This is a genomic window from Microbulbifer echini (genome assembly GCF_041447225.1).
GTDB classification, from domain to species: domain Bacteria; phylum Pseudomonadota; class Gammaproteobacteria; order Pseudomonadales; family Cellvibrionaceae; genus Microbulbifer; species Microbulbifer echini.
Map to the genome: position 1 here is coordinate 134,629 of NZ_JBGMEL010000011.1, position 14,289 is coordinate 148,917.

At 57.1% G+C, this 14,289-nt stretch carries 14 protein-coding genes; 8 read left to right on the forward strand and 6 right to left on the reverse strand.

Translation table 11 applies throughout. The features are described 5' to 3' along the window. Positions 1-12 precede the first annotated feature (12 nt). Positions 13-2,130: a bifunctional GTP diphosphokinase/guanosine-3',5'-bis pyrophosphate 3'-pyrophosphohydrolase gene (gene spoT / locus ACCI51_RS12530; RefSeq protein WP_299585146.1), complete on the forward strand. Its 2,118-nt coding sequence runs from the start codon at positions 13-15 to the stop codon at positions 2,128-2,130. Positions 2,131-2,247: 117 nt separating this feature from the next. Beyond that, complete coding sequence (locus ACCI51_RS12535; RefSeq protein WP_371843852.1) at positions 2,248-2,631, forward strand: Rid family detoxifying hydrolase; 384 nt, start codon at positions 2,248-2,250, stop codon at positions 2,629-2,631. A gap of 56 nt (positions 2,632-2,687) precedes the next feature. Here the strand turns inward: ACCI51_RS12535 and ACCI51_RS12540 are convergent, their stop codons facing one another. Both ACCI51_RS12540 and ACCI51_RS12545 read right to left on the reverse strand, forming a co-directional pair. Further along, the gene (locus ACCI51_RS12540) at positions 2,688-3,572 is read right to left on the reverse strand and encodes an NAD-dependent epimerase/dehydratase family protein (protein WP_299585142.1); all 885 of its coding nucleotides are present in this window, start codon (positions 3,570-3,572) and stop codon (positions 2,688-2,690) included. A gap of 231 nt (positions 3,573-3,803) precedes the next feature. Beyond that, complete coding sequence (locus ACCI51_RS12545) at positions 3,804-4,064, reverse strand: GlsB/YeaQ/YmgE family stress response membrane protein (protein WP_020413961.1); 261 nt, start codon at positions 4,062-4,064, stop codon at positions 3,804-3,806. A 189-nt stretch (positions 4,065-4,253) separates the two neighbouring features. Here ACCI51_RS12545 and ACCI51_RS12550 point away from each other — a divergent pair, with 189 nt between their 5' ends. Together ACCI51_RS12550 and recG are read left to right on the forward strand one after the other, a co-directional pair. After that, entirely contained in the window at positions 4,254-5,177 is a 924-nt protein-coding gene (locus tag ACCI51_RS12550; protein WP_371843854.1) for a hydrogen peroxide-inducible genes activator, read from the forward strand. Next, the gene (gene recG, locus ACCI51_RS12555; RefSeq protein WP_371843855.1) at positions 5,156-7,258 is read left to right on the forward strand and encodes an ATP-dependent DNA helicase RecG; all 2,103 of its coding nucleotides are present in this window, start codon (positions 5,156-5,158) and stop codon (positions 7,256-7,258) included. Before ACCI51_RS12550 ends, recG begins: the two co-directional genes overlap by 22 nt. Positions 7,259-7,295: 37 nt before the next feature. On the opposite strand, the gene ACCI51_RS12560 is transcribed toward recG, so the two are convergent. Continuing rightward, entirely contained in the window at positions 7,296-8,615 is a 1,320-nt protein-coding gene (locus ACCI51_RS12560) for a dicarboxylate/amino acid:cation symporter (protein ID WP_371843856.1), read from the reverse strand. A gap of 146 nt (positions 8,616-8,761) precedes the next feature. Between ACCI51_RS12560 and ACCI51_RS12565 the strand changes: the two genes are divergently transcribed. The 4 genes from ACCI51_RS12565 to phoR all read left to right on the forward strand — a co-directional run bounded on the left by ACCI51_RS12565 (position 8,762) and on the right by phoR (position 12,525). Continuing rightward, entirely contained in the window at positions 8,762-9,343 is a 582-nt protein-coding gene (locus ACCI51_RS12565; RefSeq protein WP_371843857.1) for a chorismate--pyruvate lyase family protein, read from the forward strand. 62 nt (positions 9,344-9,405) lie between these two features. Further along, a complete protein-coding gene (gene ubiA, locus ACCI51_RS12570) occupies positions 9,406-10,248 on the forward strand; it encodes a 4-hydroxybenzoate octaprenyltransferase (RefSeq protein WP_371843887.1) in 843 nt (280 codons plus the stop codon). A gap of 109 nt (positions 10,249-10,357) precedes the next feature. Further along, positions 10,358-11,062, forward strand: coding sequence for a phosphate regulon transcriptional regulator PhoB (gene phoB, locus ACCI51_RS12575; protein ID WP_299585132.1), 705 nt, complete (start codon positions 10,358-10,360; stop codon positions 11,060-11,062). A gap of 137 nt (positions 11,063-11,199) precedes the next feature. After that, positions 11,200-12,525, forward strand: a complete 1,326-nt coding sequence (gene phoR / locus ACCI51_RS12580) for a phosphate regulon sensor histidine kinase PhoR (RefSeq protein WP_371843858.1) — start codon at positions 11,200-11,202, stop codon at positions 12,523-12,525. Positions 12,526-12,542: 17 nt separating this feature from the next. On the opposite strand, the gene ACCI51_RS12585 is transcribed toward phoR, so the two are convergent. From ACCI51_RS12585 to yaaA, 3 genes are read right to left on the reverse strand one after another with little or no spacing between them, the layout of a single operon-like run. Further along, positions 12,543-12,902: a hypothetical protein gene (locus tag ACCI51_RS12585; protein WP_371843860.1), complete on the reverse strand. Its 360-nt coding sequence runs from the start codon at positions 12,900-12,902 to the stop codon at positions 12,543-12,545. 2 nt (positions 12,903-12,904) lie between these two features. Next, a complete protein-coding gene (locus tag ACCI51_RS12590; RefSeq protein ID WP_371843861.1) occupies positions 12,905-13,516 on the reverse strand; it encodes a DUF938 domain-containing protein in 612 nt (203 codons plus the stop codon). Further along, positions 13,513-14,289, reverse strand: coding sequence for a peroxide stress protein YaaA (gene yaaA / locus ACCI51_RS12595; RefSeq protein ID WP_371843862.1), 777 nt, complete (start codon positions 14,287-14,289; stop codon positions 13,513-13,515). Before yaaA ends, ACCI51_RS12590 begins: the two co-directional genes overlap by 4 nt.

The window sequence follows — 14,289 nt, forward strand, 5'->3', positions numbered from 1 at the left end:
GCGCACGCGGCATTGCACACCATCGATAGTCTGGCCCACCGCCTCTCCTCATACCTGCCTCCCGAGCAAATTCAGATAGTCCGTCGCGCCTATTTCTATGCGGAGCAAGCCCACGACGGCCAACAGCGCCGTTCGGGTGAGCCCTATGTGACCCACCCATTGGCAGTGGCCACTATCCTCGCGGGCATGCATATGGATCACGAGAGCCTGGCGGCGGCCATGCTCCACGATGTGATCGAAGACACCGGTATACCCAAGGCCGCGCTGGAAGAACAGTTTGGTGGTGAGGTTGCCGAGATCGTCGACGGCGTCTCCAAACTGACCCAGTTTGAAACCGATAGCGCCGCGGAGAAGCAGGCAGAGAACTTCCAGAAAATGGCACTGGCCATGGCGCGCGATATCCGCGTGATTCTGGTTAAACTGGCCGATCGTCTGCACAATATGCGCACTCTCGGCGCGCTAAAGCCGCAAAAACGCCAGCGCATCGCCCGCGAAACCCTGGAAATCTACGCCCCTATCGCTCACCGCCTGGGCATGAACGATGTGCGTATCGAATTTGAAGATCGCGCCTTTTTTGCCACCCATCCACTGCGTGCCAGTCGCCTGCGCGCCGCACTTGTGGCCGCGCGCGGTAATCGTAAAGAGCTGCTGGAAAAAATCCAAAACGCCATAGAACTGCGTCTGCAGCGGGAGGGCATCAGCTCCCTGGTGATCGGCCGCGAGAAACACCTGTTCAGCATCTACCAAAAGATGCGCACCAAGAAGAAGTCCTTCAAGGAAATTATGGATGTGTACGCCTTCCGCATTATTGTGGATAGCGTAGACACCTGTTACCGGGTACTCGGTGTGATGCACAGCTTATACAAGCCGGTCATTTCCGAGTTCAAGGACTATGTCGCCATCCCCAAATCCAACGGCTACCAGTCGCTGCACACCGTGTTACTGGGTATGCACGGGGTACCCATCGAAGTGCAGATCCGCACCAAGGAAATGGACGAGATGGCCAACAGCGGCATCGCCGCCCACTGGCTGTACAAGGCCTCTGGTGACGAGGTAATCAACACCGGCGGCACCAGCCAGGTACGCGCACGCCGCTGGGTGCAGGGGCTGCTGGAGATGCAACAGCGCGCCGGCGATTCCCTCGAGTTTATCGAAAACGTCAAAATTGATCTGTTCCCTGACGAAGTCTATGTCTTCACCCCCAAGGGACAGATTGTCGACCTGCCCGCCGGCGCCACCGCGGTAGATTTCGCCTACTCGGTGCATACAGACATCGGTAATTCCTGTGTTGCAGTGCGTATCAACCAGCGCCTGGCACCGCTTTCGCAACCGCTCGCCAGTGGGCAAAAAGTGGAAATTCTCACCCGTAGAAACGCCCAGCCAAATCCCAACTGGCTCAACTTTGTCGTCACCGCCAAGGCGCGCAGCGCCATTCGCCACTTCCTCAAGCACCAGCGCCACCACGATTCCATTGCCCTCGGGCGGCGCCTGCTGGAAAAGGCCCTGGGTAAGTTCAATACACGCCTCGAAGAGCTGACGCCAGAACAGATTGAGCAGGGCCTGCAGGAAGCCAAGTGTGCAACCCTGGAAAAACTGCTGGAGGAGATAGGCTTAGGCAACAAGGTTGCCTTCTCCGCAGCCAAACTGCTGGCACCTGTACACAGCGAAGAGGCGGAAGCGAGCAATATCTCCTCACCGCTGACCATCGACGCCCAGGAGGGCATGATGATCAGCTTTGCACGCTGCTGCCGGCCAATTCCCGGGGATACGATTATCGGCCATATCAGCTCGGGCAAAGGTGTCGTGGTACATCGGGATACCTGTCGCAATACCAATGAATTCCGCGAACACCCGGAAAACCTGATGCTGGTGAACTGGTCGCCAGATGTACGCGGGGAGTTCCTCGGTGACGTGCGCGTGGAAGTGGAATCCGAGCGCGGCATTATCGCGCGTCTGGCCACCCGTATCACCGAAGAGGGCGCGAGTATTGAACAGATCAACGTGGACGAGAAGGACGCGCACAACAGCGTGATTTCTCTGACCCTGGAAGTCAGCGGCCGTGTTCACCTAGCGCGGGTGATGAAAAGGCTGCGCAATCTGCCGTCGGTCATCCGCATCTCGCGACCGTAACCGGCCGAAACTAGCTACCCACATTTACCCGGCTCTACTGCTGCTGTCATCTGCCGCAAAGCAGGCTATATTTACCCGCTTTCCTTCCGCAAATAGTAATAAGTAATGGAGTGCCTCATGCCAAACCGCGCGATCATCAAAACAGACAAGGCTCCGGCGGCAGCCGGAACCTACTCACAGGCGGTAAAGGTCAACAATACGGTGTATCTGTCCGGGCAGATAGGACTGGACCCTAAGACCCAGCAGATGATTTCCGGCAGCTTCGCCGATGAGGCACATCAGGTATTCCGCAACCTTAATGCCGTCTGTGAGGCCGCAGATGGCTCCCTGCAGCATATTGTGAAACTCAACCTCTACATTACCGACAGCAAGAATTTTGCCGCGGTTAATGAAGTGATGGCAGAATTTTTTCAAGAACCCTACCCGGCACGCGCCACCGTGGTGGTCAAAGAGTTGCCACTGGGGGCCCAATTTGAGGCCGAAGGGGTCATGGTGCCTTAACCAGCAACTAAAGCCGGGCCGGCGCCCGGCTCCTCTGTCGGACTACGCTTTTTCTCTCACCCCTCCGCCTCCAGCAGCGCGCTGTAACCCACTTTGTAATCGGGATATTTGAGCTGGTAGCCACTGGCGAGCATGCGCTGGTTACTGAGTTTTTTCGAGCGGCGCTCACTGGTTTGTACGATTTCGCGCAAATGGGCACTGGTGTACCCCATCGCTTTAACCAACCACTGCTGCAATTCATACATGGGCACCGGCTTGCTGTCGGCACCGATATACAGGGGCTCTGGTGCCCAGCCCTGCTTGTGCCGCTCAACCAAGTGCAGCAGGAAACCAATGCAGTCATCCACGTGTATACGATTGCTGAATTGCGGTGGCTGGGGCGGCGCGCAGCGCCCGGCACGCACCTGGGAGAGTAGGCGGTCGCGCCCAGGCCCATAGATTCCGGCAAAGCGCACAATGCACGCCGCGGGTAGGGCGGAGCGGATAATATCCTCCGCCGCGAGCAGAGCCTCCCCTTGAAAACCGCTCGGGGCGGGTGGCGTCTGTTCATCCAGGAAATCGTCACCACTTTGACCATACACCCGGGTCGAGGATGCCCAAATCACCAGGCGCGGTGGCTTCGGCAGGCGGGGAATGGCCTCACTCAGCGCCCGAGCTGTCTCCACATAGGCGCGCTGGTAACCGCCGGGAGTGTGCTCATCGGGGGTGAATGTGGCGAGAACAATATCTGCACCATCCGCCAACAAACGCTCGATATCCCCCACTCGGGTAGCATCCCCTCGACGCCAGTTGACCGCATCTGCGCGACGTTTACTGGCCAGCGCTACAAGCGGGTTGCGGCGCATTCCATACACGCTGTATTGCTTGCGATCTATATTCAGCGCCAAACGCGCCCCGAGGTCACCACACCCAAGGATCCAAAGCTTCTCTTTTTCTGTCATATAGTTCCCGGCAATCCGACGCCTGGGATAGCGTCAATTACCATATTCCCTTGATTTTATGCTGTTGAGTCCCGCTGGAGAAACCCAGCCAGAGGAACCCTGATCCTGTTCACTCAAGGATTGAGCGACACCCCAAAATTGATCCGCAAACGATTGCGGCGTAACCATCCATGAATACTGGTGCGGGGCAACTTGTGCCTCGCCATTTCATTCTGCCTCTCTGGTGTTGAACTAATTACCGCGTCGTTTGAGTAGGCGGTAGACAGCGAGAAAGATAATCGCACCAATGGTGGCTGTTATTATGTCGCCAAACCCGAAACCGGTCACGGGTCCACCGAACCCGATCAGAGCACCCAGCCAACCGCCAATAAAGGCACCGATAATGCCAATCACCATGGTCACTATCCAACCACCGGGATCTTTACCCGGCATAATCCATTTTGCTAAGGCGCCGGCTATCAGTCCAAGAATAATCCAGGATAAAACTCCCATGGCGTTTCTCCATTCTGTTGCCCCCCATAAGATATAGCAAAATTTTGCGCCTCAATCCCATATGCGCGCCCACAATTGGTATTTTTTTCCAACTTTGTGCTTTAGGAGGCAGGTTCAAGCGCACTATTGGCCAGCGGCTATTATTTATGAATAATAGCTATCAAATCAGACCAGCTAATTGTCTTTACCATGACTCTCAATGAACTGCGCTATATCGTTACTCTCGCTCAGGAACAGCACTTTGGCCGAGCGGCCGAGCGCTGCTTCGTCAGCCAACCAACCCTGTCTATCGCGGTAAAAAAGCTGGAAAAAGAGCTGGGGGTAGCTCTCTTCGAACGCTCCAAGACCCGGGTACAGGCCACCCCGCTGGGGGAGCGTATCGTGGCCCAGGCCCAATTGGTCCTGGAGCAGTCCGCGACCATCAAAGATATCGCCAGCGAGGGCAGGGACCAGTTGGCGAGCCCCCTTTCGGTTGGGGCCATCTTTACCATCGGACCCTATTTATTCCCACACTTTATCCCGCAGTTACAGCACTTGGCGCCCGATATGCCCCTGTACGTGGAGGAGGGGTACACGGCAATTCTGCGCCAGCGACTGCGCAAGGGAGAGCTGGATGCCATTATTATCGCGCTCCCTTTTACCGAGCCCGATGTCGTCACCCAGCCCCTGTATGACGAGCCCTTCGTAGTGTTGATGCCGGCAGGACACCCTCTCGCCCAATATGAACATATCGACCCCAAACAACTCACCGAAGACAATGTACTCCTGCTCGGTGAGGGCCACTGTTTCCGCGACCAGGTGCTAGAGGCCTGCCCGCATTTGCAGGTAACCATGGAGAAAGAGAGTGGTGGTGGCGGTATTCGCACGGCGGCCGACGGCAGCTCATTGGAGACCCTGAGACACATGGTGGCATCTGGGCTCGGCATCACGGTACTACCCTTCTCCGCAGCCAATGCCTCACAATACGCCAGCGGTCTACTGGAGACTCGCCCCTTTACTGCGCCCGGCCCACGCCGCACCGTTGCCCTGGCCTGGCGCGCCAGTTTTCCACGCCACCGTGCTATTGATATATTGCGTGAGGCTATCAGCCAGTGTCATCTGATCGAGCCATAAGCAGTCTTGCGGATCAGTCGGTCACCGCCCTCAAAGGGGTGGGGGACAAGTTTGCCCAGGTGCTGGCCAAGCTGCAGATCCACTCCCTGCAGGACCTGCTGTTTCACCTGCCTCTGCGCTACCAGGATCGCACACGCGTAGTACCGATTGCCGGATTGACCGCCGGCATGGACGCGGTAATTGAGGGGGAGGTGAGCGCGGCGGATATCGTCTTTGGCCGCCGACGCAGCTTGGTCGTGAAACTGCAGGATATGAGCGGCTCTATCACCCTGCGTTTTTTCCATTTTTCTGCGGCACAGAAAAATCGGTTTGTGCGCGGTGTGCGCCTTCGCTGCTTCGGCGAAGCCCGCCGCGGCGCCGCCGGGCTGGAACTCTACCACCCGGAAACCGAAGTGGTCGGTAGTGAAAACGCGACCACGGAGGAAACCCTGACCCCGGTCTACCCCTTAACCGAAGGGGTAAGCCAGGGGCGCATGCGCGGGCTGATGCAACAAGCCATCAAACTTTTACAGGGCGGAGCAGTTACCGAACTCCTCCCCGCAGAGTTATTGCCCAAGACATTGCGCTACCCCCTCAGAGACGCCCTGATATACCTGCATTCCCCCCCTGCTGGGACCCAGCTCGAACAACTCGCCGCTGGCATACACCCAGCCCAACAGCGCCTGGCACTGGAAGAGTTACTCGCCCACCACTTAAGCCTGCTGGAGCTGCGTCGCAACAGCGCCAGGGTTGCGGCACCCGCACTACCCGCGAATGAGTCCCTGGAGAGGGATTTTCTCTCACGACTGCCATTCTCACTTACCGGCGCGCAGCAGCGCGTTTGCAAAGAAATCGCCGAAGATCTCGCCCAGAGCACCCCTATGATGCGTCTTTTACAAGGGGATGTCGGTGCAGGCAAAACCCTGGTGGCCGCTATGGCGGCGCTGAAGGGCATCGGCGCGGGGGCCCAGGTAGCGGTTATGGCACCCACAGAAATTCTCGCCGAGCAGCACAGGATCAATTTCTATAACTGGCTCGAGCCCCTTGGTGTAGAGGTGGCCCAGCTCACCGGCAGCCTGAAGGTTGCGGAGCGGCGCGAGCAGCTGGCAAAGATTGCCAGTGGCGAAGCCCAGTTGGTGGTGGGCACCCATGCGCTGTTTCAGGAAGAGGTGGTTTTCCATAACCTGGTCCTGGTGGTTATCGACGAACAACACCGCTTCGGCGTGCGCCAGCGCCTGGAACTGCGCGAGAAGGGCGCCGCCAGCGGTGTCACCGGCAGGCTGCAACCCCACCAGCTCATCATGACCGCAACGCCTATCCCGCGTACTCTGGCCATGTCGGCCTTTGCCGACCTGGATTGCTCCATCATCGATGAGCTCCCCCCGGGGCGCCAGCCCATCAACACCGTGGCAATCTCCAACGACCGGCGCGATCAGGTAATGGAAAGGGTGCACAGTGCCATCGCCGAGGGGCGCCAGGCCTACTGGGTCTGCACCCTGATCGAGGAGTCCGAAAGCCTGCAGGCCCAGGCGGCAGAATCCACCGCCGAGGAATTGGCGGAGATGCTCGAAGGCGCAAGCGTGGCACTGGTACACGGGCGCCTCAAAGGGAAGCAGAAAGAGCAGGTAATGAGCGCCTTCAAGGCGGGAGAAATCGACCTGTTGGTGGCCACCACCGTAATCGAAGTGGGGGTTGATGTACCCAATGCCAGCCTGATGATTATCGAGAATCCGGAGCGACTCGGCCTGGCGCAATTACACCAGCTGCGCGGTCGGGTGGGGCGCGGCTCTATCGCCAGCCACTGCGTGCTGCTCTACGGTACGCCGCTGTCGCAAAACGGGCGCGCGCGCTTGCAGGCGCTGCGCGAGCACAGCGACGGCTTCGCCATCGCCGAAGAAGATCTGCGCCTGCGCGGCCCCGGTGAGATTCTCGGCACCCGCCAGACCGGCGAAATCCAGCACCGTATCGCCGACCTGCAGCGAGACGCCGAGCTGTTGCCACTGGTACAGAGAATTGCCGCATCCCCGGTGCTCGATCAGGAGATGCAACGCCTGCTGATCAAACGCTGGCTGCAAAACAAGCCCCGTTTCGCCGAGGCTTGATGGCGTTGCCCTGTTCGCAGGGCACTATTGAGCGGAGTCAATGGGCGCCAATCGTACTCTGTGAATCATTGGCATTTACGCTGTTGTAGTTGGAGTCATAGTAAACCTCCTCATTTAGCGCGCCCTCACTCTTCGCCACCACACTGCTCACCACCGCATCGCCGGTGATATTCACCGCGGTGCGCACCATATCCAGCAGGCGGTCGACCCCGATAATAATGGCGATACCCTCTAATGGCAGCCCCACTTGCTGCAGAACCATACCGAGCATAATCAGACCCACACCCGGTACGCCCGCGGTGCCAATGGAGGCCAGGGTTGCGGTCAAAATAACAGTGAGATAACCCGTTAGACCGATATCGATGCCATAGAACTGGGCGATAAATACGGTGGCCACACCCTGCATAATTGCCGTGCCATCCATATTAATTGTCGCGCCCAGGGGAATAGTGAATGAAGCAATCTTATTATCTACACCAAGACGCTTCTCCACTGTCGCCAGGGTTACCGGAAGAGTTGCCCCAGAGGAAGCTGTACTAAAGGCAAATATCATCGCAGGCCGCATCTTCTTCAGCAGTTCTAATGGATTGAGGCCACTCAGAAGTTTTAAAAGTGCTGAATAAACAACCAAAGCATGTAAAAGCAAAGCTCCTAAAACCACTAGGAAGTACTTTATCAATTGTAAAAGTACATCGAGTCCTAACTGGGCAAAAGTCTTTGCCAACAGAGCGAAAACACCGTATGGAGCAAATACCATGAGTACCCCCACCATGCGCAGAACAACCGTATTGAGGTCGTTAAAGAAAGCGGCAATACGCTGACCCGACTCGCCACAGCGGGAGATTGCGTAGCCCATCAGCAGGGCGAACACAATAATCTGCAACATATTGCCCTCGGCCATAGCCGCTACCGGATTGGTAGGGAAGATATTGACCAGCACTTCGGAAAGGGGCGGGGATTCCTTCGGCTGGAAGTTCGAGTTCACCGTGGCCGCGGCCTCGCTCACTCCAACACCTGGCTGAAAGATCAGTGCCAAACACAGCGCCAAAGTGATGGCGATTGCGGTAGTCAACATATAGAGCAGGACCGTTTTTCCGGCCAGCGGCCCGATTCGACTGCCCTCCGATAGGGCACAGGCGCCACTAATCAGGGAAACCAGTACCAGTGGCACCACCATCAACTTCAGCGAGGCGATAAAAATTCGACCGATAATGTCAAACAGACCGCCTGTCAGGTAAAGGTTAATGGCGCTGGTTACGCCCTCGCCAAGCAACTGGCTCATATTTAGGTAATTAATCAGGCACCCCAGCACAGCACCTGCAAACATCCCCAGAAGAATTTTCTTCGTAAGCCCCATAACAAGCTTCTCTTTTATAAATTCATTGTTTTCATTCAGAGGAGCACTATATCCATTGCCGCACCAGTGAGCAAAAATCCAACGGGGAGGCGCCAGCCGCCAGTGGGCAGGGTACAATGCGGCTTTTCCAGACTGCGGAGTTATCGTTGCACCAATCTCCATTTGTACCTGCGGGTGATTGGCGTGGGCAGCCCTTCGGGCCGGCCCAACCCCAGCCACCGCAATACCTGCTGCCATGGCTGGCGTACACCGGCTCACTCACGGCTGCGCTGAAGCACTTAAGCGGAGGGGACTTTAGTGTGCAGGTGCTCGGCCAGAGCTGGCAACTGCCTCGCCCCGAGGAGTGCCATGCATTGCATTTAAAGCGCCGCAGCCGCGCCCTGGTGCGGGAAGTATTATTGTTGGGCTGCGGCCAACCCTGGGTCTACGCCCGCAGTGTCCTACCCCTGCGCAGCTTGCAGGGGAAGTCCCGCAATCTGCGCAGCCTGGACAACCGCCCCCTGGGCGAGCTGCTTTTCAGTGAGCCAGGTATCCGCCGCGGCGAGATAGAATTGAACCAGTTGCGACGTAACACCGACCTGCAACTGAAGGGGCTTTGCGACAAGGACAACTGTGCCTGGGGACGCCGCTCGACTTTCTGGCTGCGGGATAAACCCCTGCTGGTCGCCGAAGCTTTCCTCTCGCATTTCCGCCCCGAAGGTCCGCCCATAGTTTCCAATAACCAATAAACGACACAGAGAGAGAAGCCACCGTGATCAGCCAACAAATCGCCACACGCTGGCCCGCCGCCATGCCTTACTGGCAGCTGGCGCGCATGGATAGGCCCATCGGTTCCCTGCTGTTGCTGTGGCCCACTTGGGCAGCGCTGTGGCTCGCCGCAGGTGGCTGGCCTGGAATCCACCTCTTTGCGGTATTCACCCTGGGGGTGATCCTGATGCGTGCGGCCGGCTGCGCGGTGAATGACTTCGCCGACCGGGAGATTGACGGTCATGTAAAGCGCACCGTGACGCGCCCCTTAGCTACCGGCCAGATCACACCCAAAGCGGCCCTGGGCTTATTTGGCGGGCTCAGCCTGGCAGCCTTCCTGCTGGTGCTCACGACTAATCCGCTCACAATTTTATTGTCGCTGCCAGCATTGTTACTGGCCTTTTGCTACCCCTTCGCCAAGCGCCATACGCACCTGCCACAGGTGGTATTAGGGGCGGCGTTCAGTATGGGGATTCCTATGGCATTTGCCGCGGTCACTGGCGACGTGCCGCCCCAAGCCTGGCTGCTCTATACCGCCAACCTGTTATGGACCCTGTGTTACGACACCTTTTACGCCATGGTGGACCGGGATGATGATCTTAAAATCGGCGTTAAATCCACGGCAATCCTGTTCGGCGAAATGGATAGAGTCATGACGGCGGCCCTGCAACTGCTGGTGTTGCTGGCATTACTGTTGATCGGTCAGCGCTTCGACCTCAGCACCGTTTACTACTTGGCCATGGCTGTAGTAGCAGTACTTTTCGCCCAGCAACAGTGGATGATCCGCAATCGCGACCGAGATGCCTGTTTCAAGGCATTTCTCCACAACAATTGGGTTGGGTTGGCGCTGTTTGCCGGAATATCTTTGCATTATGTCCTGAGTTGATCCCGGTCTGGGGGTTCAGACGAGACCGTCATATATTTGTCATATAAATCCCGTTTAATCCCCGCCCATAAATGGGAAATTCTGACAACAGAACGGGTATGGCAGCCAAATGCACAGTAAAACGATCCTGATTGTCGACGACGAAACCGCAGTACGCGATATGTTGCGTGTGGCACTGGAAATGGCGGATTACCGCTGCCTGGAAGCGGAAAACGCCCAGGAGGCCCACGCCCTGGTCATCGATGAAAAGCCAGACCTGATTCTTCTCGACTGGATGCTGCCCGATGTATCCGGCGTCGAGCTCGCTCGGCGCCTTAAGCGCGACGAGCTGACCACCTCAATCCCCATTATCATGCTCACCGCCAAAGGCGAAGAAGATAATAAAATCAAAGGGTTAGAGACAGGAGCCGACGATTACATCACCAAGCCCTTCTCCCCCCGCGAGCTGGTCGCACGCCTTAAGGCGGTGCTGCGCCGCGCGGGTCCGGCCACCCCGGAAGACCCCCTCGGCGCCGGCGAATTACTGCTCGATCCACTGAGTCACAGAGTCACCATTAAAGGACAGCCGGTGGAGATGGGTCCTACCGAGTTTCGCCTACTAACTTTTTTCCTCTCTCACCAAGAGCGCGCCTATACCCGCACCCAGTTGCTGGATCACGTCTGGGGCGGCAATGTCTATGTGGAGGAGCGCACCGTAGATGTGCATATTCGGCGTCTGCGCAAAGCTTTGGCACTGGATGGTCACGACCGATATATCCAAACAGTACGCGGCACCGGCTATCGGTTTTCTGTGCAAACTGTCGAAAAAGTGTGACAATCCCTCAGGATCGACACTGACTCTCGCGACAACCCTTGGTCATTTACTCACAGTAGGCCGGGTTTCTAAGATGTACTGAGTGCGGGGGGTTGACTTCAGCCCTCCCGACGACCGCCAGGTAACACAGCAAGCCTATGTTGGATCGCAGTATTGGCGAATTTTCGCGCTTTTTAATCATTACTCTGGGCTGCTTGACCCTCGGCTTCAGTACCGCTGAGTGGACGCTCGCCCTGATTACGGGGCTGGCTATCTACCTGATCTCTGTGCTCTTGCAACAGCACCGCTTCAATCGCTGGTTGGCCAATGGCCGCCGCGGCCCAGCCCCCACCGCTTTTGGTATCTGGGGCGACATCTACGACGACTTCTACCGCATGCAGCGCCGCCATCGCCGCGAAAGGCAGAAGCTACACGTCATGCTGCGCCGGGTTCAGGACAGTACCAGTGCCCTGCGCGAAGGTATTGTGGCACTGGAAAATGGCGACCACTTGGCCTGGTGGAATCCCGCCGCCGGCGAACTGCTCGGCCTGCAATCCAGCGATCAGGGACAATCCCTGGTGAACTTTGTGCGCGATCCCGGCTTTGTCAGCTATATGCACAGCGAGGACAGCACCCCCCGCGAACCACTGACTTTGCCCTCACCGGGCAATGAAGCCCTACACCTGCAGCTGGAAGTCACCCGTTACGGTAAGGACGAAGCGCTGGTGATCGTCCGCGACATCACCCGATTACACAACCTTGAGCAGATGCGCCGAGACTTCGTTGCCAACGTCTCCCATGAACTGCGCACCCCCCTGACCGTGATCGCGGGTTATCTGGAGACTCTGCAAAGCAGCGATATGGCGCCCCCCGCTTGGCGGCGCCCCCTGGAACAGATGGAAGAGCAAGCCGCGCGCATGACTATCCTGGTCAACGATCTGCTGTTACTCGCACGACTGGAGACTTCAGAGCGTAAAAGCGGTGATGTCTCTGTGAATGTGCGCGAATTGATAGAGCGAGTTGCGCGGGAGGCGCGCAGCTTTAGTGGCGATCGCCACCAGATCAGCGTGGACTGCAAAGGGGATTGCAGCCTCCGCGGCGATGCCAGCGAATTACACAGCGCCTTTGCCAATCTGGCCCAAAATGCGGTGAAATACAGTCCGGGACAAGGGGAGATCCAGCTGTGCTGGTGGCTGGACGATCGCGGCGGGCACTTCAGTGTGCGGGATCAGGGCATCGGTATAGACCCGATTCATATTCCGCGCCTGACGGAGCGCTTCTACCGGGTGGATCCCGGTCGTTCGCGGGACAGCGGTGGCACCGGACTGGGCCTCGCCATCGTCAAGCATGTGCTGATACGCCACGGCGCAGAGATGAGTGTGCAGAGCGTCCCCGCCCAGGGCAGTACTTTCACCCTGCACTTTCCCTACGGGAAGCTAGAAAAAACGCCTGCACTGGTACAGGAAATGGCGGCGGATTCCTGATCCGCTCCCCCCTGAAACTATTCAAACTCCGATAGTTTTACCGGCTCACCATTTTTAAGGTAAGTAGCCTCTTCTTCATCGTGCACCGGTGTGCTCTCCCGGCGCAGAATCAAATGGTGCAACTGCAAATCGCCATCCCGCAACAACAGATGCTCATTGCCATCATCATCTATGGGCAGGGGCTTAGCGCCCAACAGCGCCTCGCGCACAGCGCGCAGGCGCGGCACGTCCTTGTAGCGATTCAGGTCATTGGAGAGGCGCGTTTTCATACGTTCACTCTCGTGTAGCGCGGCCGCGGTTTCGCGGTATTTAGCGAAAAAGAACACCGCCCCTATGGCAAATGCCACAACAACAGATACTTCAAACCACACGGGCATAATCACTCCTTATTATCATCTTTGCGCCAAACGGCCAGTTGATTGTTGGCGGGCAAGTAATTGAATTCTTCGCGACACATACCCGCCTCAGCTGCCAGTTGATCGAGCCACTCCAGATCGCGTAGACCGCTGTTTGGGTTGCGCGCTTTAAGCTGCGCATCAAAATCGGCATTTGTGGGCCCAATAAAGCCACCATCTATCTTGAAGGGGCCATACACAACCAGTAATCCAGCGGGCTGCAGTATCCTGGCCAGCTTGCGGAAAAAAAGCTGCACAGACTCCCGCGACATGATGTGCAAAGTATTCGCGGTAAAGACACTATCGAAACTGAGCTCGGGCCATTCCGCATCGACATCCAAGGTCAGGGGTTGACGCAGGTTTGGTGCGGGTTCGCTATCCAGCCAGGCGCGCACACCGGGCAATATCTCAGCCCGCTCCGAGGTCTGCCAAATCAAATGGGGAAGGCGCGGGGCAAAATAGACTGCATGTTGGCCCGTACCGCTACCGACCTCCAACACCTGCCGGCTATTGGCCAACAAGCGACGCAGGTGGGATAAAATTGGATCGCGATTGCGCGCACAGGCCGGCGCATCCGGCAAGCTCGCGTCGCTCATTGCGCCTCATCCCGAGTGAAAACCCAGTCGCGCTCACTCGACATGTCCGGGTTGAATTGATAGCCCGCCACATCAAAGCCCTTGAGTTCCTGCGCTTTCTTTACACGCTGATCAATAGCCCAGCGACTCATCATACCCCGCGCTTTTTTGGCGAAGAAGCTGATCATTTTGTACTGGCCATTTTTTAGGTCTTTAAAGTGAGGCGTGATCACCTCAGCATTGAGTACCTTGGGTTTAACAGACTTGAAATACTCATTGGACGCGAGGTTAACTAGTTCGTGGCTCTTTAACTTGTGCAGCTGTTCATTGAGTTCCTCTGTGATCTCCTCGCCCCAAAATTCGTACAGATTCTTACCGCGGCTATTGGCAAACCTCGTACCCATTTCCAGGCGATAGGGCTGCATCAAGTCCAGCGGGCGCAGCAGGCCGTAGAGTCCGGAAAGCATCCGCAAGTGCTTTTGCGCATAGCTGAAATCCCGCTTCCCCATAGTCTCAGCGGCCAACCCCGTATAGACATCCCCCTTAAAGGCAAGCAGGGCCGGTCGTGCGTTCTTATCGGTGAAAGGGCGCTTCCAAGTCTGAAAGCGGTCGTAATTCAAAACACCGAGTTTGTCGGAAACCTTCATCAAACTGGAGATCTGTTGTGGGCTCAGTGCGCGCAATTCCTGAATTAACGCGGCAGACTCCTTGAGGAAGTTCGGCTGGGTAGTTTCCAGCGCGGGAATATCGCTCTCATAATCCAGCGTCTTGGCTGGAGAAATCACTATTAACAT